Source organism: Halomonas campaniensis (genome assembly GCF_014193375.1).
In the GTDB taxonomy this organism is placed as follows: Bacteria; Pseudomonadota; Gammaproteobacteria; order Pseudomonadales; family Halomonadaceae; genus Halomonas; species Halomonas campaniensis.
The window spans coordinates 107,684-127,241 of the sequence record NZ_JACHZF010000006.1 but is presented as its reverse complement, the minus strand read 5'-3'; the positions used below and the strand labels follow the sequence as shown (position 1 = coordinate 127,241).

The window sequence follows — 19,558 nt, the reverse complement described above, 5'->3', positions numbered from 1 at the left end:
TCAGCGCGTGCCCTCGAGCACGGTGCCCAGCTGCTGGAGGTAGGCGATCAGTGCGGTGATCTCCTGCTGGCCACGCACCTCGCGGGTGGCGTTGGCGATCTCCTCGTCACTGTAGGGCACGCCCAGGGTGCGCAGGACCTCCATCTTCCGCGGCGTGTCGCTGCCGTCCAGGGTGCGTTCGAAGAGCCACGGGTAGGCGGGCATGATCGACTCGGGCACCACGTCGCGCGGGTTGTACATGTGGGCGCGGTGCCAGTCGTCGCTGTAGCGGCCACCGACGCGGGCCAGGTCCGGCCCGGTCCGCTTGGAGCCCCACAGGAAGTTGTGGTCGTAGACCGACTCGCCGGCCACGCTGTAGTGGCCGTAGCGCTCGGTCTCGGCGCGGAACGGGCGGATCATCTGCGAGTGGCAGCCGACGCAGCCTTCGCGGCGATAGATGTCGCGGCCCTCGAGCTCCAGCGCGGAGAGGGGGCGCAGCCCGTCCACCGGCTCCGTGGTCTGCTTCTGGAAGAACAGCGGCACGACCTCGGCCAGGCCGCCGAAGCTGATGACCACCAGGATCAGCACGGCGAGCAGGCCAACGTTCTTTTCGACAATCTCGTGTTTCATTGGTGTCGGTATCCCCGGTTGGCTCAGGCAGTCTGCGGAAGCGGCTGACGGGCGCCTTCGCCGCGCTTGACGGTCATGGTGACGTTGTAGGCCATGATCAGCATGCCCACGACCCAGCACAGGCCGCCGATCAGGCGCACGATGTAGCCGGGGCCGCTGGCCTCGACGGACTCGATGAAGGTGTACATCAGGGTGCCGTCGGGGTTGATGGCGCGCCACATCAGGCCCTGCAGGATGCCGTTGACCCACATGGAGGCGATGTAGAGCACGGTGCCGATGGTCGCCAGCCAGAAGTGCACGGCGATCAGGCCCACGGAGTGCATCTCGGTGCGGCCGAACAGGCGCGGGATCAGGTGGTACATGGAGCCGATGGTGATCATCGCCACCCAGCCGAGTGCGCCGGCGTGGACGTGCCCGATGGTCCAGTCGGTGTAGTGGGAGAGGGCGTTGACGGTCTTCACCGCCATCATCGGGCCCTCGAAGGTGGACATGCCGTAGAACGAGAGGGCCACCACCAGGAAGCGCAGGGTCGGGTCGGTGCGCAGCTTATGCCAGGCCCCTGAGAGGGTCATCATGCCGTTGATCATGCCGCCCCAGGAGGGGGCCAGCAGGATGATCGACATGATCATGCCCAGCGACTGGGCCCAGTTGGGCAGGGCGGTGTAGTGCAGGTGGTGGGGGCCGGCCCACATGTAGACCATGATCAGCGCCCAGAAGTGGACGATGGAGAGCCGGTAGGAGTAGACCGGGCGCTCGGCCTGCTTGGGCACGAAGTAGTACATCATCCCCAGGAAGCCGGCGGTCAGGAAGAAGCCCACCGCGTTGTGGCCGTACCACCACTGCACCATGGCGTCGATGGCGCCGGAGTAGATGGAGGTGGAGTACATGGCGGTGACCGGGATGGCGGCATTGTTGACGATGTGCAGCACGGCCACGGTCAGGATGAAGGCGGCGAAGAACCAGTTGGCCACGTAGATGTGGGACGTCTTGCGCTGCTTGACCGTCATCAGGAAGACGATGGCATAGCTGATCCACACCACGGCGATCAGGATGTTGATCGGCCACTCCAGCTCGGCGTACTCCTTGGTGGTGGTGTAGCCCAGCGGCAGCGTGATCACGGCCGAGAGGATCACCGCCTGCCAGCCCCAGAAGGTGAACGCCGCCAGCTTGTCCGAGAACAGGCGTGTCTGGCAGGTGCGCTGCACCACGTAGTAGGAGGTGGCAAACAGCGCCGAGCCGCCGAAGGCGAAGATCACGGCGTTGGTGTGGAGCGGACGCAGACGGCCGAAGCTCGTCCAGGGCAGATCCAGATTGAGTTGCGGCCAAACCAGTTGTGCGGCGAGGATGACACCGAGGAGCATGCCCACGATGCCCCACACCACTGTCATGATCGCGAACTGCCGAACTACCTTGTAGTTGTAGGTCGGGTGTTCAAGTGCTGTGCTCATGTCAGGTTCCCATCGAACGCGGTAGCGGGGTGAAGCTGCGTCAGTTTGTCACGGACTCGGCTCCACCAGGATGATGCAGGTCAAGACGTGCGGATTCTATCGCAGCGAGGCCCAATCCTGAACACGCCAATCGGCTTATTCAGAGAACTCGGGAGACGACCCCTTGTCATATTACGCTCGCATGGATTACGCATGCATTAGCGCCGACGAGTGCCGGGAGCGCCTGGTGCGGGGCCAGCGGGGCCGCTGGCTGCTGCCCGATGGGCCGCTGGAGGTGGTGGGCGAGCCCCGGGCCGGGCGGCTGCTCATCGCCCACGGGGCGGGGGCTGGCCAGGATTCCCCCTTCCTGCGCCGGCTGCGCGAGACCCTGGCCGGGCAGGGGGTGCAGACCCTGGCCATCGAGTTTGCCTACCTGCAGCAGATGCGCCGCGAGGCGCGCCGTCGTCCGCCGCCGCGCATCGATCGGCTGGTCGAGGAGCTGGCCCGCTGGTGCGACCTTCTGTCACACCCTGACCTGCCCCGACCCTGGCTGGGCGGCAAGTCCATGGGCGGTCGTGCCGCCAGCCTGCTGGCGGCACGCGACCAGGCGAGGGGGCTGGTGCTGTGCGGCTACCCCTTCCACCCCACCGGCAAGCCGGAGTCGCTGCGCCTCTCCCACTGGCCGCTGCTCGCCTGTCCGATCCTGGTGGTGCAGGGGAGTCGCGACCCCTTCGGCAGCCGCGAGGAACTGGCCGGCTATGACCTGGGCAGTGCCGAGGTCCGCCTGCTGGAGGATGGCGACCACGACTGGAAGCCCCGTCGCGCCTCGGGCAGGACCCAGGCGGAGCTCATCGAGGAGGGCGCCGCCGCCATCGCCGATTTCATGGTGCGCCACGCCTGACCGGGGAGGGGGCGCCGCTGCGTGAGCCAAGTGGATGAATCTGCTGGGAATGAGGCGTAGGGGGTGAGCGAGAAAAAGCGTTGACATTGGGCGGTGCCCCTGTAGAATGCAGCGCCACGTGACCGGGGGTGGTTAGCTCAGCTGGGAGAGCACCAGCCTTACAAGCTGGGGGTCACAGGTTCGAACCCTGTACCACCCACCACTGCCCCAAGGCAGTGCCCGAGCACGTAGGAAGCACGCAGCGGACCGGTAGTTCAGTCGGTTAGAATGCCGGCCTGTCACGCCGGAGGTCGCGGGTTCGAGTCCCGTCCGGTCCGCCATCGTGTTGCCGCCCAGATGTCATCTTGTGGACCGGTAGTTCAGTCGGTTAGAATGCCGGCCTGTCACGCCGGAGGTCGCGGGTTCGAGTCCCGTCCGGTCCGCCACGATGGCCTGGCAGCAAGGTGCAGCAACCAGGTAATGTAGTTTGTGCAGCAAGCCTGGGCAGTGCAGAAAGTGTAGTGTGCAGTCTGACGTGGGTGATTAGCTCAGTTGGTTAGAGCACCAGCCTCACATGCTGGGGGTCACTGGTTCGAATCCGGTATCACCCACCACGCGGACCGGTAGTTCAGTCGGTTAGAATGCCGGCCTGTCACGCCGGAGGTCGCGGGTTCGAGTCCCGTCCGGTCCGCCATCTGCGCCACGAATCCCGACCCCGATGCCCATGGCATCGGGGTTTTCGTGTTTCTGGCCCCCACCCCCGATGCTTCCTCTCCCGCCCCAGGGCCACGCCAGGGATCGTCCCGCCGTCCCGGTGGTCGACGCCGCAGGCGGGTTTTGCACCCTCGCCCCAACTGTCATACAGTTGTTTGAATCTCTTCCTGACGCCACCGCGAGGACCGCGCCGTGACCGATTACCCGCATCTGTTCCGTCCGCTCGAGCTCGGCCACCTGACCCTGCCCAACCGGGTGCTGATGGGCTCCATGCACACCAACCTGGAGGAGGCCCTCGGCGGCTTCGAGCGCCTGGCAGCCTTCTATGCCGAGCGGGCCCGGGAGGGGGTCGGCCTGATCGTCACCGGCGGCATCGCCCCCAACCCCGAAGGGGCGGTGTTCCAGGGGGCGGCCACCCTGGAGCGTGGCGATCAGCTGCCGGATCACCGCCGGCTGGTGGAGGCGGTCCACGGCGAGGGGGGGCGGATCTGCCTGCAGATCCTGCATGCCGGGCGCTACGCCTACTCGCCGGAACTGGTGGCCCCCTCGGCGATCCAGGCGCCCATCAACCCCTTCCCGCCCCGGGCGCTCACCGGCGAGGAGGTGGAGCAGCAGATCGCCGACTACGTGCGCTGTGCCGCCCTGGCCCGGGAGGCCGGCTACGACGGTATCGAGGTGATGGGCTCCGAGGGCTACCTGATCAACCAGTTCGTCTGTCGGCGCACCAACCATCGCGACGATGCCTGGGGCGGGGCCTTCGAGAACCGCATCCGCTTCCCGGTGGAGGTGGTCAGGCGCATTCGCGAGGCGGTGGGCGACGATTTCCTGATCATCTTCCGCCTGTCGATGATCGACCTGGTGGAGGAGGGCAGCACCCACGAGGAGGTGGTGGCCCTGGGACGTGCCATCGAGGCGGCGGGCGCCGACCTGATCAACACCGGCATCGGCTGGCACGAGGCGCGGGTGCCGACCATCGTCACCAGCGTGCCGCGGGCGGCCTTCACCGAGGTGACCCGGCGCATGAAGGCGGCGCTCTCGGTGCCGTTGATCACCACCAACCGCATCAACATGCCCGAGGTAGCGGAGCGGGTGCTCGCCGAGGGGCACGCCGACATGGTCTCCATGGCCCGCCCCTTCCTGGCCGATCCGGCCTGGGTGACCAAGGCCGCGGCGGGGCGCAGCGAGGAGATCAATACCTGCATCGCCTGCAACCAGGCCTGCCTGGACCACACCTTCCAGGGCAAGCCCACCTCCTGCCTGGTCAATCCCCGGGCCGGCCACGAGACCGAGCTTGTCATCGAGCCCGCCGCGGTGCCTCGTTCCATTGCTGTGGTGGGCGGTGGCCCGGCGGGCCTGGCCGCGGCGGTGACCGCCGCCCAGCGCGGCCATGCGGTGACCCTCTTCGAGCGGGCCGGCGAACTGGGCGGGCAGTTCAACTATGCCCGGCGGATCCCCGGCAAGGAGGAGTTCGACGAGACCCTGCGCTACTTCCGGGTGATGCTGGACAAGCATCGCGTGCAGGTGCGTCTGAACTGCGAGGCGGACCCCCATGCCCTGCGTGACTTCGACGTGGTGGTGCTGGCCAGCGGCGTCAGGCCGCGCCGGCTCGAGCTGCCGGGCGGCGATCATCCCAAGGTGATGGGCTACCCCACGGCGATCCTCCATCCCGAGCGGGTCGGCCGCCGCGTGGCGATCATCGGCGCCGGCGGCATCGGCTTCGACGTGGCGGAACTGCTGACCCACATGGGCCATCCGTCGCTGGACCGCGAGGCCTGGTGCGAGGAGTGGGGCGTCGACCTGGCGGTTTCCACGCCGGGCGGGCTTGCTCCGCCGCAGCGCCCCGAGGTGCCGCGCCAGGTCTTCCTGCTGCAGCGCAAGGCCTCGAAGCACGGCCGCGGGCTGGGCAAGACCACCGGCTGGGTGCATCGCGCCTCGCTGAAGCACCGCGGCGTCGAGGCCCTGGCCGGCTGCGAGTACCTGGGCGTCGATGACCGGGGCCTGCACCTGCGGGTGGCCGGCGAGCCGCGGCTGCTCGAGGTCGACAGCGTGGTGGTCTGCGCCGGCCAGGAGCCGGTTCGCGAGCTGCTCGCGCCGCTGCAGGCGTCGGGCGTCGAGGTGCATCTCATCGGCGGGGCGGACGAGGCCGCCGAGCTGGACGCCAAGCGCGCCATCGACCAGGGGACCCGGCTGGCGGCGCGCTTCTGAGGCGCGCAGCGACCGGCGGCCGTGGCGCCGCCCCGCCATGCATGGCGGGGCTGCGTCCTTTCAGCGTTTAAATCTGCACAATTCTGCCAGAACCTCCCCGCTGGCCCGGTGTTCATAGGGATAACACCCCCAGCGTTGATTCGTTGTCCGCTAATACGGTGACCGGCTGGCTACGCTGAGGGTGACCCACTCCTCGCGCGCTGCCCCGACGAGATGGCGCCGAGTCCGCGGGCTTACAGGAGGCATCGATGAGCATCTTCGATCATGTGCAGAATCGCTTCGAGCGTGTCCGGCAGGAAGAGATGAGCCTGCAGGAGTATCTGGAACTCTGTCACCGGGAGCCCATGGCCTACGCCACGGCGGCCGAACGGATGCTGGAGGCCATCGGCGAGCCCGAGGTGATCGACACGGCCAAGGACCCGAGACTGTCCCGCATCTTCTCCAACAAGGTGATCCGTCGCTATCCGGCGTTCTCCGAGTTCTACGGCATGGAGGAGGCGATCGAGCAGATCGTTGCCTACTTCCGGCATGCCGCCCAGGGCCTCGAGGAGCGCAAGCAGATCCTCTACCTGCTGGGGCCGGTGGGGGGCGGCAAGTCCTCCATGGCGGAGCGTCTCAAGCTGCTGATGGAGAAGGTGCCCTTCTATGCCATCAAGGGCTCCCCGGTGCACGAGTCGCCGCTGGGGCTGTTCTCCCCGGAGGAGGACGGCGAGCTGCTCGAGAAGGAGTACGGCATCCCGCAGCGCTACCTGCGCAGTGTGATGTCGCCCTGGGCATCGAAGCGCCTCAAGGAGTATGGCGGCGACATCTCCCAGTTCCGGGTGGTGCGCCTCTACCCGTCGCGCCTCAACCAGATCGCCATCTCCAAGACCGAGCCCGGCGACGAGAACAACCAGGACATCTCCTCCCTGGTGGGCAAGGTGGACATCCGCCAGCTCGAGCTCTACTCCCAGGATGACCCCGACGCCTACAGCTTCTCCGGCGGCCTGTGCCGCGCCAACCAGGGGCTGATGGAGTTCGTCGAGATGTTCAAGGCACCGATCAAGGTGCTGCACCCGCTGCTCACCGCCACCCAGGAGGGCAACTACAACCCCACCGAGGGCATGGGGGCGATCCCCTTCGACGGCGTGGTGCTGGCCCACTCCAACGAGAGCGAGTGGCAGGCGTTCCGCAACAACCGCAACAACGAGGCCTTCCTCGACCGGGTCTACATCGTCAAGGTGCCCTACTGCCTGCGGGTCTCCGAGGAGGTGAAGATCTACCAGAAGCTGCTCGAGCACTCCTCCCTGAACCAGGCGCCCTGCGCGCCGGACACCCTGCGCATGCTGGCCCAGTTCTCGGTGCTCTCGCGGCTCAAGGAGCCGGAGAACTCCAGCGTCTACTCCAAGATGCGCGTCTACGACGGCGAGAACCTCAAGGATACCGACCCCAAGGCCAAGTCGATCCAGGAGTACCGCGACGCGGCGGGGGTGGACGAGGGGATGGAGGGGCTCTCCACCCGCTTCGCCTTCAAGATCCTCTCCAAGGTGTTCAACTTCGACAGCCACGAGGTGGCCGCCAACCCGGTGCACCTGCTCTATGTCCTCGAGCAGCGCCTCGAGCAGGAGCAGCTGCCGCGCGAGACCTTCGAGCGCTACCTGCGCTACATCAAGGAGTTCCTGGCGCCGCGCTACGTGGACTTCATCGGCAAGGAGATCCAGACCGCCTACCTGGAGTCCTACTCCGAGTACGGCCAGAACATCTTCGACCGCTATGTTACCTACGCCGACTTCTGGATCCAGGACCAGGAGTACCGCGACCCGGAGACCGGCGAGCTGTTCAATCGCCAGGCCCTCAACGAGGAGCTGGAGAAGATCGAGAAGCCGGCCGGTATCTCCAACCCCAAGGACTTCCGTCACGAGGTGGTCAACTTCGTGCTGCGGGCCCGTGCCCAGAACAATGGCATGAACCCGAGCTGGCAGTCCTACGAGAAGCTGCGCGGGGTGATCGAGCAGAAGATGTTCGCCAACACCGAGGAGCTGCTGCCGGTGATCTCCTTCAACGCCAAGGCCTCCACGGCGGACCAGAAGAAGCACGAGGACTTCGTGGCGCGCATGGTCGATCGCGGCTACACCGAGAAGCAGGTTCGCCTGCTCTCCGAGTGGTACCTGCGGGTGCGCAAGTCGCAGTAGGCACGAGCGCCTGGCGCCCTGCGCCAGGCGATAGCCGAGCGGCGGGAACCCCCCGCCGCTCGCGGCCAGCGGCGGGCAAGAGGAGGTCGCCATGACCTATTTCATCGATCGACGGGCCAACGCCAAGCACAAGAGTGCGGTCAACCGGCAGCGCTTCCTGGACCGCTATCGCACCCATATCAAGCGCTCCGTGGAGGAAGCGGTGAACCGCCGCTCGATCACCGACATGGAGCGCGGCGAGAAGGTGTCGATCCCGAGCCGCGACATCTCCGAGCCGGTGTTCCAGCACGGTCCCGGCGGCAAGCGCAGCATCGTCGCGCCCGGCAACAAGGAGTTCACCGAGGGGGACCGCCTGCGACGTCCCGGCGGCGGTGGCGGAGGCGGCGGTGCCGGGGAGGGCGGCGCCTCGGACCAGGGCGAGGGCATGGACGAGTTCGCCTTCACGCTCTCCCGCGAGGAGTTCCTCGACTTCGTCTTCGACGGCCTGGAGCTGCCGCATCTGGAGCGCAAGAATCTGGTGGACCTCGACGAGGTCCGGCCGGTGCGGGCCGGGGTGTCCAAGGAAGGTGTGCCGGCGCGGATCAACATCGTGCGCTCCATGCGCGAGGCCCAGGCGCGCCGCATCGCCATGCGGGCGCCGATCCGCCGCGCCCTGCGCGAGGCCCAAGAGGCCCTCGAGGTCGAGGAGCGCAAGGATCCGGTGCTGCGCAACCCGGCGCGCATCAATGAGCTCAGGGAGGAGATCGAGCGCCTCGAGAAGCGCCTCGAGTCGGTGCCCTTCATCGACACCTACGACCTGCGCTACAACAACCTGGTCAACCAGCCCCAGCCCTCCAGCAAGGCGGTGATGTTCTGCATCATGGACGTCTCCGGCTCCATGACCCAGGCCCACAAGGACATCGCCAAGCGCTTCTTCCTGCTGCTCTACCTGTTCCTCGAGCGCAACTACGAGAAGGTCGAGCTGGTTTTCGTGCGCCACCATACCGCCGCCAAGGAGGTCGACGAGGAGGAGTTCTTCTACTCCCGGGAGACCGGCGGCACCATCGTCTCCAGTGCCCTGACCCTGGTCGACGAGATCATCGCCGACCGCTATCCGCCGGGGCAGTGGAACCTCTATGTGGCCCAGGCCTCGGACGGCGACAACTGGGATGACGACTCGGTCACCTGTCGCGACCTGCTGCTCAAGTCGCTGATGCCCAGGCTGCAGTACTTCACCTACGTGGAGATCACCCCCCACGCCCACCAGGCGCTGTGGGAGGAGTACGAGACGGTGGCGGCCGAGTTCCCGGCGCGTTTCGCCATGCGCCAGATCGTCGAGGCGGGCGACATCTACCCGGTGTTCCGCGAACTGTTCAAGCGCCGCGCCGCCGGTGGCTGAGATGCCGGCCAGGCGGCCCAGGAGGCACCATGACACGACGCAAGCCCATCGCCACGGGGTCCGACTGGAACTTCGAGATCCTCGACCGGTTCGAGCGGGAGATTGCCCGGCTGGCGGACGAGTACCGGCTGGATACCTACCCCAACCAGATCGAGGTCATCACCACCGAGCAGATGATGGATGCCTATGCCAGCGTGGGCATGCCGGTGGGCTACCACCACTGGTCCTTCGGCAAGCAGTTCCTGGCCGTGGAGCAGGCCTATCGTCGCGGCCAGATGGGGCTGGCCTACGAGCTGGTGATCAACTCCGACCCCTGCATCGCCTACCTGATGGAGGAGAACACCCTGATGATGCAGGTGCTGGTCATGGCCCACGCCTGCTACGGCCACAACTCCTTCTTCAAGGGCAACTACCTGTTCCGGACCTGGACCGATGCCTCCTCGATCATCGACTACCTGGTGTTTGCGCGAAAATACATCGCCGAGTGCGAGGAGCGCCACGGGGTCACCGCCGTGGAGCAGCTGCTGGACGCCTGCCATGCCCTGCAGAACTACGGGGTCGACCGCTACAAGCGCCCCTCGCCGATCTCCGCGGCCGAGGAGGCGCGGCGCCAGAAGGAGCGGGAGGCCTACCTGCAGGCCCAGGTCAACACCCTGTGGCGGACCATTCCCGGCCAGGCTCAGACGGATGTGCTGGCCGGTGGCCATGACGAGGAGGACCCGCTGGGCCTCCACGCGGGGGGACGCTATCCGGCCGAGCCCCAGGAGAACCTGCTCTACTTCATCGAGAAGAACGCTCCGCTGCTGGCGCCCTGGCAGCGCGAGGTGGTGCGCATCGTGCGCAAGCTGGCTCAGTATTTCTACCCCCAGCGCCAGACCCAGGTGATGAACGAGGGCTGGGCCACCTTCTGGCACTACACCCTGATGAATCGCCTCTATGAGGAGGGCCTGGTGGACGAGGGGCTGATCCTGGAGTTCCTGCAGTCCCACACCGCGGTGGTCAACCAGCCCGACTTCGACAGCCCCTGGTACAACGGCATCAACCCCTATGCCCTGGGCTTCGCCATCTTCAGCGACCTCAAGCGCATCTGCGAGGCGCCCACGGAGGAGGATCGCCAGTGGTTCCCGGACACCGCCGGCAGCGACTGGCGGGAGACCCTGGAGTTCGCCATGAAGAACTTCAAGGACGAGTCCTTCATCCAGCAGTTCCTGTCACCCAAGGTGATCCGGGACCTCAAGCTGTTCATGGTGGTGGACGACGACCAGGAGGAGATGCTGGAGGTCTCGGCGATCCATGACGAGCGCGGCTACCGGCGCATCCGCGAGGCGCTGGCGACCCAGTACGCCCTTTCGGTGCGCGAGCCCAATATCCAGGTCTACTCGGCGGACATCCGCGGCGACCGCTCGCTGACCCTGCGCCATGTGCAGGACAGCCGCCGTCCGCTGGCGCGCAGCGTCTACCCGGTGATCCGCCACCTGCACCAGCTGTGGGGCTTCCCTGTCCGGCTGGAGTCGCTGGAGGGCGACGAGGTGGTGCGTCGCTACCACTGGCCGCTGCCCGATGAGGCGCGCCAGGAGCAGGCCTGACGTTCGCCGGTACGCCGGCCCCAGACGCACGAGACCCGCGCCGTGGCGCGGGTCTCGCGGGTTGACGAATCGCCGCCGTCGGGCAGGACGGGGCGATGCGCCGGGTCTCAGGCCTGGGCGGTCCAGGACTGGCACCAGCCGGCCGGCTCGACGCTGTTCTGCGGGAAGAGCTGGCAGCCTTCGCTATCGGCCTGGAAGAACATGCAGTTGTCGCAGCGCTCGCCCTCCTCGTAGGCCGGGTGATCGGCGGCGTCGGCGGCGTCCTCGACGTAGTTCAGGGCCTGGGCCTGGTCGGCGCTCGGATCGAGGCGCGGCAGGTCCTGGGCGAAGGCGGTCTTGGAGAGGATGCCGGCACCCAGCGGCAGGGCGGCGAGGCCCAGCAGGCTGGTGCGCATGAAGTCACGACGGCTCTGATTGGCCATGGGATCTCCTTTTCGTCACGGGTTCAGGAACGATTCCTGTTCTTCTTTCGCTTCTGGCGGGTGGTCAGCCACCTCTTGCTCCGACAGGGGCTGTCCCCGGGAGTTCGCTGCTCTATGGTAGTAGAGTGACCCTAGCGATGCGATCCAGCCATTCGCCGTGCGGCAATCTGTCGCGCGGCATGCCGGAGCCCAGGAGAGCCGATGATCTTCACCCGTTTTGCCTCGCCGATCGACGAACTGCTGCTGTTGGCCGATGGGGAGGGCCTGCGCGAACTCCGTCTCGCCGCGGATGGCCTGGCCGACCCGGAGTCGGCGCGCCGGGACGACGATGCCCTGGCCGAGGCCCGTGACCAGCTGCTGGCCTACCTGGCCGGCCGGCGGCGCAGCTTCAGCCTGCCGCTGGCCCCCGGGGGCAGCGACTTCCAGCGCCAGGTCTGGGCCGCCCTGCTGCGCATCCCCTGGGGCGAGACCCGGACCTACGGCGAGCTGGCGCGCCGGATCGGTCGCGAGGGGGCCGCTCGCGCCATCGGCACGGCCAACGGGGCCAACCCGCTGCCGCTGCTGATCCCCTGCCATCGGGTGGTGGCGGCCGATGGCCTGGGGGGCTACAGCGGCGGGCTGGCGCTCAAGCGGCGACTGCTCGAGCTGGAGGGCAGCCTGCCCGGCTGAGCCGTGATTCTGCCGAGCGCCCGGCGCTGCTATACTCGCGCCACTGCCGGTGGCCGGCCACCGGCCACCATCGATGAACGTGAAACTCTGGAGCAGGGGAGAGCCCGATGCAGAATGCCGTGATCCTGATCAATGCCGAGAAGGGCCAGGTCAAGGCGGTGGCCGAGCGCCTGGCCGACGTGGAGGGGATCAGCGAGGTCTACTCCACCTGCGGGCGCTATGACCTGGTGGCGATCGCCCGTACCCGCGACTTCGAGAGCCTGGCTGAGCTGGTCACCGAGCGGCTCAACGCCGTGGAGGGGATCCGCGACACCGAGACCCTCAATGCCATGCAGGTGCACTCCCGTCACGATCTGGAGACCATGTTCTCGCTGGGCTGGTAGCCCGACCCCCTTCCCGCCGACCGGCGCCTCCCTTGCGGGAGGCGCCGCGTCATTGATGGACGCTTCTCCACAGGACAGGATCGCGCAAGGATGGCGAGACGCCGACGACCTTCCCTCATCTCCCGCTGGCGCCGCCAGGCGCGAGGCCTCGGGGTCTCGCTGCTGTTCGTGGTGGTGGCCTCGGGGCTCTGGTACGGCCAGGAGCGCCAGGTGCGCGACCAGCTGGTGTGGATGGGCGTGCCCGAGTGGCAGGCCCTCACCCCCCTGCACTTCCATCGGGTGCTGCGCAACGACGGCTTCCTGGTGGGCTGGTCCGACGTGCGGGTCAATCCGCTGTGGGTCAGCTACCGGCTGGAGGCGGTGGAGGATCCGCGCGCAGGGCCGCGACCGAACTTCCAGCGCGACTGGCGGACCCTGTGGCCGATCGGCACCGACCACTACGCCGGCAGCGGTTACGACCGCGGCCACCTGGCGCCGAACTACGCCATCGCCGCGGTTCACGGGCGACAGGCTCAGCAAGACACCTTCTTCATGAGCAACATGACGCCCCAGCGGCCCGACCTCAACCGTCGCCTGTGGCAGCGGCTGGAGGCGGCGGTGATGGACCACTTCGTGCCACGCTTCGGCGAGCTGCAGGTGATCACCGGGCCGGTGTTCCCGGCGCCTTTCCGCGACAACGTCCTCAACCGGGTCGGGTTCGTGGAGGTGCCCGAGGCCTTCTACAAGATCCTCGTGGTGCCGTCGGAACCGCCCATGGCGCTGGCCTTCCTCATGCCCCAGGAGGTGCGCGGCGACGAGCCGCTCGACGACTACCTGGTGAGCATCGACGAGGTGGAGGCGCGAACCGGACTCGACTTCTTCCCGAACCTGCCGGAGGCCAGCGCCGAGGTGCTGGAGGGGCAGGTGGTGACCCGCGGCTGGGCGCTGGAGGAGGTGGCCCGGCTGCCGTCACGCTTCTGAGCGGCGGGCGAGGGGCAAATCGCGGGCACAAAAAAGCCGCGATCATCGTCGCGGCCTTCGAGTGTCCGGGCTGGCTGTGTCTGCTCTGCATGACGCGGAAATGGTGCCCAGGAGAGGACTTGAACCTCCACATCCGTAAGGATACTAGCACCTGAAGCTAGCGCGTCTACCAATTCCGCCACCTGGGCGCATCATGCTGTCGTCGTGTTCGCCGGCATCATCCCGCGGATGATGGTGCCCAGGAGAGGACTTGAACCTCCACGTCCGTAAGGACACTAGCACCTGAAGCTAGCGCGTCTACCAATTCCGCCACCTGGGCGAACACGAGCGATTCGAGCTGACAAAGAGCCTGGGAGTTGCCTCCCGGACATACCGCCATGGCGGTATGTCGATGGTGCCCAGAAGAGGACTTGAACCTCCACGTCCGTAAGGACACTAGCACCTGAAGCTAGCGCGTCTACCAATTCCGCCATCTGGGCAGGCGAGGCGTATGGTACCCGTTTTCGGCGCCATTGCAAGAGGGAAGGGGTGGCGGTGCGGATTTTTTTGCCCGCTTCCGGCGCCGCCGGCGCATGCCGAGGTTGGGTGGTGGCGCCCGCGGCGCTATACTGCGGCCATGACAATAGACCTTATCAGCAAGATCCCATGCCCGCGGCGCTCGTGCGCCCTCTCTCTCCTGCCGTCCCCGACCCTGCCAAGGATGCTCAACGCATGACCCACTGGACGCTCAGCGACGACCCGCACGCCAGCCGCGAGGCCCACAAGTACGACAACCCCGCCCCCAGTCGCGAGTACCTGCTCGCCCGGCTCGAGGAGGTCGGCAAGCCGATCACCCACGAGGCCATGAGTCGAATGCTGGGCCTCGACGACGAGGAACTCCAGGAGGCGGTGCGTCGCCGCCTGGCCGCCATGGAGCGTGATGGCCAGGTGCTGCGCAACCGCGCCGGGGCCTATGCGCTGATCGACAAGCTCGACCTGATCCGTGGCAAGGTGCTCGGCCACCGTGACGGTTTCGGCTTCCTGATCCGCGAGGACGGCAAGAAGCCCGATCTGGTGCTGCCCCCCCGGCAGATGCGTCGCGCCTTCCACGGCGACTACGTGCTGGTGCGCGTCAGCGGTCGCGACCGCCGCGGCCGCGACGAGGCCACCATCGCCGAGGTGCTCTCTCACAACACCCAGACCATCGTCGGCGTCTATCGTGAGAACACCCCCGAGTTCGGCGTGCTGATCCCGGAGAACCCGCGCATCACCCAGGAGGTGATCATCCCGCACAGCGCCTGCGGCGGGGCGAAGGATGGCCAGGTGATCTCGGCGAAGATCGTCCAGCAGCCCGAGACCCGGGTGCAGCCGGTGGGCGAGGTGGTCGAGGTGCTGGGCGAGCGCATGGATCCCGGGATGGAGATTGACATCGCCATCCGCAGCTACGAGATCCCCGCGGAGTTCCCGCCCGAGGTCCATGACCAGATCGCCGGCATGTCCGCCGAGGTGGTCGAGGACGACAAGCATCGCCGCATCGACCTGCGCGACGTGCCGCTGGTGACCATCGACGACGAGAGCGCCAAGGACTTCGACGATGCCGTCTGCGCATGGAAGACCAAGTCCGGCAGCTGGAAGCTGCTGGTGGCCATCGCCGACGTCTCCCACTATGTGCGGCCGGGCAGTGCCCTGGACCAGGAGGCGATCCGCCGCGGCAACTCGGTCTACTTCCCCGGGCAGGTGGTGCCGATGCTGCCGGAGCTGCTCTCCAACGGCCTCTGCTCGCTGAACCCGGCCGTCGACCGGCTGGCGCTGGTCTGCGAGATGAACATCTCCCAGAGCGGCACCATCAGCCGCTACCGCTTCTACGAGGCGGTATTCCAGTCCCATGCCCGGCTCACCTACAACAAGGTGGCGGCGATCCTCGACGAGGAGGACCCGGCCGGCGATGCCCTGCGCGAGGAGCATCGCGAGCTGGTGCCGTCGCTGAAGAACCTGCACGCCCTCTACCGGGTGCTGCGCGAGGCCCGCGAGGCCCGCGGGGCCATCGACTTCGAGACCACCGAGACGGCCATCGTCTTCAACGACGAGCGCAAGATCGAGAAGATCGTCCCGCGCAGCCGCAACGATGCCCACAAGATCATCGAGGAGTGCATGCTGGCGGCCAACGTGGCCACCGCCCGGTTCCTCGACAAGCATGACCTGCCGGCGCTCTACCGCATCCACGAGAAGCCCTCCCCGGAGCGCCTCGACAAGCTGCGGCTGTTCCTCGCCGAGCTGGGTCTCTCGCTGGGCGGCGGCGATGATCCCAGCCCCCAGGACTACCGGGAGCTGGCCGAAGTCATCAAGGACCGCCCCGACACCGACGTGATCCAGACGGTGATGCTGCGCTCCATGAGTCGTGCGATCTACTCGCCCCAGAACGATGGCCACTTCGGCCTGGCCTACCCGGCCTACGCCCACTTCACCTCGCCGATCCGCCGCTACCCCGACCTGCTGGTGCACCGCGCCATCCGCTCGGTGATCCGCGGCCCGCGTCAGACCGCCACGGTGCTGCGCGCCGACGATGCCAAGGTGGAGCCGCCGAGCAAGTGGGCGCCCTACACCTTCGAGCAGATGCTCGAGCTCGGCGAGCACTGCTCGATGACCGAGCGCCGCGCCGACGATGCCACCCGCGACGTGGAGGACTGGCTCAAGTGCGAGTTCATGTCCGACAAGCTGGGCGAGGTCTTCGACGGCACCATCGCCTCGGTGACCCAGTTCGGCATCTTCGTGCGCCTCGACGAGGTCTATGTGGAGGGGCTGGTGCACGTCACCTCGCTGCCCTCCGACTACTACCACTACGAGCCGGAGAAGCACCGCCTCAAGGGCGAGCGCTCGGGCATGAGCTACCGCCTGGGCGATGGCGTCACCGTGCAGGTGGCCCGCGTCGACCTCGACGACCGCAAGATCGACTTCGCCCTGGCCGACGACAAGCCGCGGCCCAAGCGCACCCCGCGCCGTCGCCGTGCCGTGGACGACGCCCCCGACAGGGGGCGTGCCCGGGCCGGGGGCAAGCCGCCCAAGGCCGAGGCCGCCCCGGCGGCCAAGGCGGAGGAGGGCGACGGCAGGAAACGCGGCGGCCGGCGGCGTCGCTCGCGCCGCTGAGCGATCCCTGACCCGACCCCGAGGGGCGCCGGCGGCCTGCCGCCGGCGCCTTGCTCGTTCTCACGCGTGGAAGAATGACATGAAACAGAAGCGACCCCGCCGCGCCGCCGGCGCCACGCCGGCCATCCCCGGCGGCCTCGAGGCCGTGTTCGGCGTCCATGCGGTGCGCGCCCTGCTCGAGCGTGGCGAGACTCCGCGGGAGCTCTGGGTCCAGGAGGGCGCGGCCGGCAGCCGCCTCGCCGAGCTGGTGGAGACGGCCAGGCGTGGCGGCGCCCGGGTACAGGGCCGGCCCCGAGACGACCTCGACCGCCTGGCCCAGGGCGCGTCTCACCAGGGCATCGTGGCCTTCGCCCGCCCGCTGGCCTTCGAGAGCGAGGCCGCGCTGTGGTTTCGCCTGGAGGCCTGGCCTCTGGAGGCCCCGCCGCTGCTGCTGGTGCTCGACGGGATCACCGACGTGCACAACTTCGGCGCCTGCCTGCGCAGCGCCGACGCCGCCGGCGTCCATGGGGTGATCGTGCCCAAGGACAAGGCCGCGCCGCTCAACGCCACGGTGCGCAAGGTGGCCTGCGGGGCCGCCGAGAGCGTGCCGGTCTATCAGGTCACCAACCTGGCCCGTGCCATGGCGAAGCTCAAGGCGCTCGGCGTGTGGATCACCGGCACCGCCGGCGAGGCCGAGACGCTGCTCTTCGATGCCGATTTCACCGGGCCCACGGCGCTGGTGATGGGCGCCGAGGGCAAGGGCATGCGCCGCCTGACCCGCGAGGCCTGCGACGGCCTGGTCAAGCTGCCCATGGCCGGCAGCGTGTCGAGCCTCAACGTCTCGGTGGCGACCGGCATCTGCCTGTTCGAGGCGGTCCGGCAGCGCCGCGGCTGAAGCCCTTGGCGCTTGCCAAGTCGTCTGCCACTCTTTAGAATGCCTGCGCCCGTTCGCCTGCCGAGCGGGCGCCGGCTATTTCGGCCAATGTCATTTCGACAATCACTCCTTGCTTCCCCCGAGCGACCGCGGTCCTCGTCGAGGAAGCTGCCAAACCGCAAGGAGATCCCATGCGTCACTACGAAATCGTGTTCATGGTCCATCCGGACCAGAGCGAGCAGGTTCCGGCCATGGTCGAGCGCTACACCAGCCTCGTCACCGAGAACGGCGGCACCGTGCATCGCCTGGAGGACTGGGGCCGTCGTCACCTGGCCTACCCGATCAACAAGATCCACAAGGCTCACTACGTGCTGATGAACGTCGAGTGCGAAGGCGAGACCCTCGACGAGATCGAGAACATCTTCCGCTTCAACGACGCGATCATCCGCAGCCTGGTGGTGCGCTGCAAGGAAGCGATCACCGAGGCGTCGCCGATGATGAAGCCGGCGGAAGAGAAGCGCGCCCGTCGCGACGAGAAGCCCCGCGCCGAAACCGCCTGATCTCACCCATCGCACGTCTGAAGGAGTCTTTACATGGCACGCTTTTTCCGTCGCCGCAAGTTCTGCCGTTTCACCGCTGAAGGCGTGAAGCAGATCGACTACAAGGATCTGGACACGCTCAAGGCCTACATCACCGAGACCGGCAAGATCGTACCCAGCCGTATCACCGGGACCAAGGCCCGTTACCAGCGTCAGCTGGCTACCGCTGTCAAGCGTGCCCGCTACCTGGCGCTGCTGCCCTACACCGACAGCCACCAGTAAGAACCGGGCGTGATGCTGCCGATTGCCCGCTGGATGATGCGAGGCACGCCCCACGCCGCAGGCGGGGCGGCCATTGCCACGCTCGTCCCCTGGTTGTTCTGGCTGGGCGCGGCCATTGCCGCCCTGGTCACGCTGCGTCGCGGCCTGTCACCGGCCCTGCCGGTGATCGTCGCCGCGGCGCTGCCGGCGGGCTGGTGGTGGACCCAGGGCGACGTCATCCCGCTGTCCAGCGTGCTGCTGGTCACCCTGATGGCGGTTGTGCTGCGTTCGCGCATGCGCTGGAGCGAGGCGCTGATCGTCGGCGCCCTGGTCGGCGCCGGCATGATCCAGTTCGGGGTCTTCCTGCCGCCCGGCGGCGCGGGGCCCATGCTGGAGCAGCTGCGCCAGGCCCCCGAGGTCGACCGCCTGCTCGGCGAGCTGACCCGCCAGGGGCTCGATACCGAGCAGCTGGCGGGGCTGCTGATCGGCGGGATCACCGGCCTCGTGGTGCTGATCGCCGCGGTGGCCTGCCTGGCACTGGCGCGCAGCTGGCAGGCGGGGCTCTTCAACCCCGGCGGCTTCCGCGAGGAGTTCCACGCGCTGCGCCTGGCGCCCCGGGAGCTCGCCGTGCTGGCGGTGCTCGGGGTGGCCGGCATGGTGCTGGGGCTGCCCGCCCTCGGCATGCTGCTGTGGATCCCGCTGCTCGTCGCCGGCATCGCGCTGGTTCATGGTTTCATCGGTGTTAAAGGGATGAACGGGCTGTGGCTGGTCGCCTTCTATGTGCTGCTGATCACCACCTGGCCCATGATTCTGATCGTGCTGCTGCTGGCCTTCATCGACGTCTTCGCGGACTTCCGCGGACGCGTGGCCAGCCGCGACTGACAAGAGGTTTACGAGATGGAAGTCATTCTGCTCGACAACATTGGCAAGCTGGGCGGCCTCGGTGACCAGGTCACCGTCAAGCCGGGCTACGGCCGCAACTACCTGGTGCCCTACGGTCTTGCCGTGCCGGCCACCAAGGACAACATCGAGGCCTTCGAGGCCCAGCGCTCCGAGCTCGAGGCCCAGGCCGCCGAGCGAAAGGCCGAGGCCGAGGCCCGCGCCGCGCAGCTCAACGAGATCGAGCTCTCGCTGGTCGCCAAGGCCGGTGACGAGGGCAAGCTGTTCGGCTCCATCGGCCCGCGCGACCTGGCCGAGGCCATCGCCTCCGCCGGCATCGACGTCGCCAAGAGCGAAGTGCGGATGCCGGAAGGCCCGATCCGCGCCACCGGCGAGTACGACATCCAGCTGCACCTGCACGCTGACGTCGACGCCGTCGTGCGCGTGGTGGTGGTGGCCGAGTAAGGCCAGCCTGCCCGCCAGACGCCCCGGGCCTCCC

At 67.7% G+C, this 19,558-nt stretch carries 17 protein-coding genes and 8 tRNA genes; 19 read left to right on the top strand and 6 right to left on the bottom strand.

The genetic code is table 11. The features are described from left to right. A complete protein-coding gene (ccoO, locus tag BDK63_RS05365; RefSeq protein ID WP_183330331.1) occupies positions 1-609 on the bottom strand; it encodes a cytochrome-c oxidase, cbb3-type subunit II in 609 nt (202 codons plus the stop codon). A gap of 23 nt (positions 610-632) precedes the next feature. After that, entirely contained in the window at positions 633-2,057 is a 1,425-nt protein-coding gene (ccoN, locus tag BDK63_RS05360) for a cytochrome-c oxidase, cbb3-type subunit I (RefSeq protein WP_183330330.1), read from the bottom strand. A gap of 181 nt (positions 2,058-2,238) precedes the next feature. Between ccoN and BDK63_RS05355 the strand changes: the two genes are divergently transcribed. The 10 genes from BDK63_RS05355 (at position 2,239) to BDK63_RS05310 (ending at position 10,970) form a co-directional block, all read left to right on the top strand. Further along, positions 2,239-2,937 (top strand): alpha/beta family hydrolase, encoded by a 699-nt coding sequence (locus tag BDK63_RS05355; protein ID WP_183330378.1) that lies wholly within the window; start codon positions 2,239-2,241, stop codon positions 2,935-2,937. A gap of 126 nt (positions 2,938-3,063) precedes the next feature. Next, positions 3,064-3,139, top strand: a tRNA-Val gene (locus BDK63_RS05350). 41 nt (positions 3,140-3,180) lie between these two features. Next, a tRNA-Asp gene (locus BDK63_RS05345) sits at positions 3,181-3,257 on the top strand. A gap of 28 nt (positions 3,258-3,285) precedes the next feature. Beyond that, positions 3,286-3,362, top strand: a tRNA-Asp gene (locus tag BDK63_RS05340). A 91-nt stretch (positions 3,363-3,453) separates the two neighbouring features. After that, positions 3,454-3,530 (top strand) — tRNA-Val (locus BDK63_RS05335). Between the two features lie 3 nt (positions 3,531-3,533). Then, positions 3,534-3,610, top strand: a tRNA-Asp gene (locus tag BDK63_RS05330). Positions 3,611-3,891: 281 nt separating this feature from the next. Beyond that, positions 3,892-5,835, top strand: coding sequence for an oxidoreductase (locus BDK63_RS05325; protein WP_484494474.1), 1,944 nt, complete (start codon positions 3,892-3,894; stop codon positions 5,833-5,835). A 248-nt stretch (positions 5,836-6,083) separates the two neighbouring features. Beyond that, positions 6,084-8,006 (top strand): PrkA family serine protein kinase, encoded by a 1,923-nt coding sequence (locus tag BDK63_RS05320; RefSeq protein WP_183330328.1) that lies wholly within the window; start codon positions 6,084-6,086, stop codon positions 8,004-8,006. Positions 8,007-8,097: 91 nt separating this feature from the next. Continuing rightward, a complete protein-coding gene (locus BDK63_RS05315) occupies positions 8,098-9,384 on the top strand; it encodes a YeaH/YhbH family protein (RefSeq protein ID WP_183330327.1) in 1,287 nt (428 codons plus the stop codon). Positions 9,385-9,413: 29 nt separating this feature from the next. Further along, positions 9,414-10,970 carry a SpoVR family protein gene (locus BDK63_RS05310; protein WP_183330326.1) on the top strand — a complete coding sequence of 519 codons (1,557 nt, stop codon included), beginning with the start codon at positions 9,414-9,416 and terminating at the stop codon, positions 10,968-10,970. Between the two features lie 107 nt (positions 10,971-11,077). Here the strand turns inward: BDK63_RS05310 and BDK63_RS05305 are convergent, their stop codons facing one another. Beyond that, on the bottom strand, positions 11,078-11,392 hold the full coding sequence (locus BDK63_RS05305; RefSeq protein ID WP_183330325.1) for a high-potential iron-sulfur protein: 315 nt from the start codon (positions 11,390-11,392) through the stop codon (positions 11,078-11,080). 201 nt (positions 11,393-11,593) lie between these two features. Here BDK63_RS05305 and BDK63_RS05300 point away from each other — a divergent pair, with 201 nt between their 5' ends. The 3 genes from BDK63_RS05300 (at position 11,594) to BDK63_RS05290 (ending at position 13,404) form a co-directional block, all read left to right on the top strand. Beyond that, positions 11,594-12,061, top strand: a complete 468-nt coding sequence (locus BDK63_RS05300) for a methylated-DNA--[protein]-cysteine S-methyltransferase (RefSeq protein ID WP_183330324.1) — start codon at positions 11,594-11,596, stop codon at positions 12,059-12,061. A 107-nt stretch (positions 12,062-12,168) separates the two neighbouring features. Beyond that, positions 12,169-12,444 carry an Lrp/AsnC family transcriptional regulator gene (locus BDK63_RS05295; RefSeq protein ID WP_110068493.1) on the top strand — a complete coding sequence of 92 codons (276 nt, stop codon included), beginning with the start codon at positions 12,169-12,171 and terminating at the stop codon, positions 12,442-12,444. A 90-nt stretch (positions 12,445-12,534) separates the two neighbouring features. Further along, positions 12,535-13,404, top strand: a complete 870-nt coding sequence (locus BDK63_RS05290) for a DNA/RNA non-specific endonuclease (protein WP_183330323.1) — start codon at positions 12,535-12,537, stop codon at positions 13,402-13,404. Positions 13,405-13,505: 101 nt separating this feature from the next. On the opposite strand, the gene BDK63_RS05285 is transcribed toward BDK63_RS05290, so the two are convergent. The 3 genes from BDK63_RS05285 to BDK63_RS05275 form a co-directional block, all read right to left on the bottom strand. After that, a tRNA-Leu gene (locus BDK63_RS05285) sits at positions 13,506-13,592 on the bottom strand. A 44-nt stretch (positions 13,593-13,636) separates the two neighbouring features. Next, positions 13,637-13,723: transfer RNA gene (locus BDK63_RS05280), tRNA-Leu, on the bottom strand. Positions 13,724-13,796: 73 nt separating this feature from the next. After that, positions 13,797-13,883: transfer RNA gene (locus BDK63_RS05275), tRNA-Leu, on the bottom strand. A 232-nt stretch (positions 13,884-14,115) separates the two neighbouring features. Between BDK63_RS05275 and rnr the strand changes: the two genes are divergently transcribed. The 6 genes from rnr (at position 14,116) to rplI (ending at position 19,524) form a co-directional block, all read left to right on the top strand. Beyond that, entirely contained in the window at positions 14,116-16,527 is a 2,412-nt protein-coding gene (rnr, locus tag BDK63_RS05270) for a ribonuclease R (protein ID WP_183330322.1), read from the top strand. Positions 16,528-16,606: 79 nt separating this feature from the next. Then, positions 16,607-17,401: a 23S rRNA (guanosine(2251)-2'-O)-methyltransferase RlmB gene (gene rlmB / locus BDK63_RS05265; RefSeq protein WP_183330321.1), complete on the top strand. Its 795-nt coding sequence runs from the start codon at positions 16,607-16,609 to the stop codon at positions 17,399-17,401. 170 nt (positions 17,402-17,571) lie between these two features. Beyond that, entirely contained in the window at positions 17,572-17,940 is a 369-nt protein-coding gene (gene rpsF, locus BDK63_RS05260) for a 30S ribosomal protein S6 (RefSeq protein WP_183330320.1), read from the top strand. Between the two features lie 33 nt (positions 17,941-17,973). Further along, positions 17,974-18,201, top strand: coding sequence for a 30S ribosomal protein S18 (gene rpsR, locus BDK63_RS05255; RefSeq protein WP_023004506.1), 228 nt, complete (start codon positions 17,974-17,976; stop codon positions 18,199-18,201). Positions 18,202-18,213: 12 nt separating this feature from the next. Beyond that, on the top strand, positions 18,214-19,062 hold the full coding sequence (locus BDK63_RS05250) for a YybS family protein (protein ID WP_183330319.1): 849 nt from the start codon (positions 18,214-18,216) through the stop codon (positions 19,060-19,062). A 15-nt stretch (positions 19,063-19,077) separates the two neighbouring features. Next, a complete protein-coding gene (gene rplI, locus BDK63_RS05245) occupies positions 19,078-19,524 on the top strand; it encodes a 50S ribosomal protein L9 (RefSeq protein ID WP_183330318.1) in 447 nt (148 codons plus the stop codon). Positions 19,525-19,558: the final 34 nt, after the last annotated feature.